2 protein-coding genes are annotated in these 1,945 nt (G+C 55.3%); both read right to left on the reverse strand.

The annotated features are described in order from the left end of the window. Positions 1-214 (reverse strand): EamA family transporter (locus ACTHUT_RS19290; protein WP_440419450.1); only part of this gene is annotated, 214 nt, incomplete at its 3' end. Between the two features lie 18 nt (positions 215-232). Further along, positions 233-1,933 carry a single-stranded-DNA-specific exonuclease RecJ gene (recJ, locus tag ACTHUT_RS19295; protein WP_440419452.1) on the reverse strand — a complete coding sequence of 567 codons (1,701 nt, stop codon included), beginning with the start codon at positions 1,931-1,933 and terminating at the stop codon, positions 233-235. Between the last annotated feature and the right edge of the window lie 12 nt (positions 1,934-1,945).

The following is a 1,945-nucleotide window of genomic DNA, read 5'->3' on the forward strand; positions in this document are numbered from 1 at the left end:
AGGTTTGCTTGGAAAATTCAGACGGCCTCGGCAGCTTGCCGGTCAGCCCCAACAACGCAAACAACACCAGCGAAGCCACTAAAAAGCGTATCCACACCAGCGTGGGCGCATCGACGGCTTTTAAGGCCTGTTGGGCGATGACCGGCAGCGAACCCCAAGTCATGGTGGCAAGCAGCGCCAATGAAAAGCCGAGCCAAGGTTTTTGTTTCTTCATTTTTCAGACGGCCTTTGTTTACGCGGCTTCCCAGTAGTCGATATAAAGCTGCAATTCAAGATTATTCCGCCATTCGTTGGCAACTGGGCGGTACACCGTGCGGATGTATTCGGGAATGTCTTCGCTGCAACGCCAAAACATGGCTTCAAATTCGTAGCCGTCTTTTTGCAGCCAGACTTTTTTGTGTTTGCCTTCCGCGCCCAAAGGCTGCTGGCGGACAACGTGAAATTCGTCGGTAAAACTTGGCGGCGCGAAGCCCTGCCCCCAAACGTGTCGGGCAAGGTTCTGCGCCTGTTCCAGCGTAATGTCGCGTGCAGGCAGGCTGCCGTCGGTGATGAAGGTTTGCGACAAATCGTCTTCGCATACCATTTCGCGCACGGCTTCTTCAAAGGCCGTCTGAAACGCGGGGATATTGTGTTCAAATATGCTCAAACCCGCTGCCATTGCGTGTCCGCCGAATTTCAAAATCAAATCGGGATGGCGTTTGGACACCAAATCCAAAGCATCGCGCAGGTGCAGATTGGGAATGGAGCGTCCCGAACCGCGCACTTCGCCGTTGTCGGCAGGCGCAAACACGATGGTCGGACGATAAAAACGGTCTTTAAGGCGGCTGGCAACGATGCCGACCACGCCTTGATGGAAGTCGTCGCGATACGCCACCAACGTCGTCTGCCCTGAAGGCAGGGTTTCAGGAAAAGCATTCAGCGCGTCTTGCAGCATAGACTGCTCGATTTCGCGGCGCTCGATATTGAGGTTGTTTAACTGAGCCGCCAGTTCCTGCGCTTCAGCATCATCTTGCGCCAACAGACAGGCAATGCCGACCGACATATCATCCAGCCGTCCGGCCGCATTGATGCGCGGTCCCAACGCAAAGCCCATATCAAACGGCTGGGCCTTTCGCCAATCCCGTCGCGCCACTTCAAACAAGGCGCGGATACCCGGGCGCATTTTGCCCAAACGCATCCGTTTCAAACCTTGCGACACGAGGATACGGTTGTTGTGGTCTAGAGTAACGACATCGGCGACGGTACCGAGTGCGACCAAATCCAAAAGGTCGCCCAGATTCGGCTCTTTCAGGCCGTCTGAAAAATAATTGCGGCGGCGCAGTTCGGCGCGCAAAGCCATCAATACATAAAAAATCACGCCCACGCCCGCCAAGCTTTTACTTTGGAAACCGCAGCCTTTTTGGTTCGGATTGACGATGATGCAGTCGGGTACGGTCTCGGCAGGCAGATGGTGGTCGGTCACAATCACATCCAAACCCAACTCCTGCGCACGCGCCACGCCTGCAATGCTGGCGATACCGTTATCCACCGTCACCAATAAATCCACGCCTTGCGCGGCCGCGATTTCAGCCAGCTCGGGCGTTAAGCCGTAGCCGTGTTCAAAGCGGTTGGGCACAAGAAAATCCACTTTCGCCCCCATCGCCGCCAAACCGCTCATACCGACGGAACACGCCGTCGCACCATCGGCATCGTAGTCGGCGACAATCAGGATTTTTTCCTGACGCTCAATCGCATCCGCCAGACGGCCGGCTGCAGCTTCGCAGTTTGTCAACGTTTGATACGGCAAAAGCGCAGCAAGCTTGTCGTCCAACTCAGCCGGACTTTGCACATCACGCGCAGCACACAGCCGTGCAATCAAAGGATCGGTACCGGCAGTGAGCAAGTCGTTAAAAACAGTCGGATTAATGGAACGTGTTTGGATTTTGACGGACATGGTGTGTGGGAT

The sequence above is a fragment of the Neisseria sp. P0022.S010 genome (genome assembly GCF_051956635.1).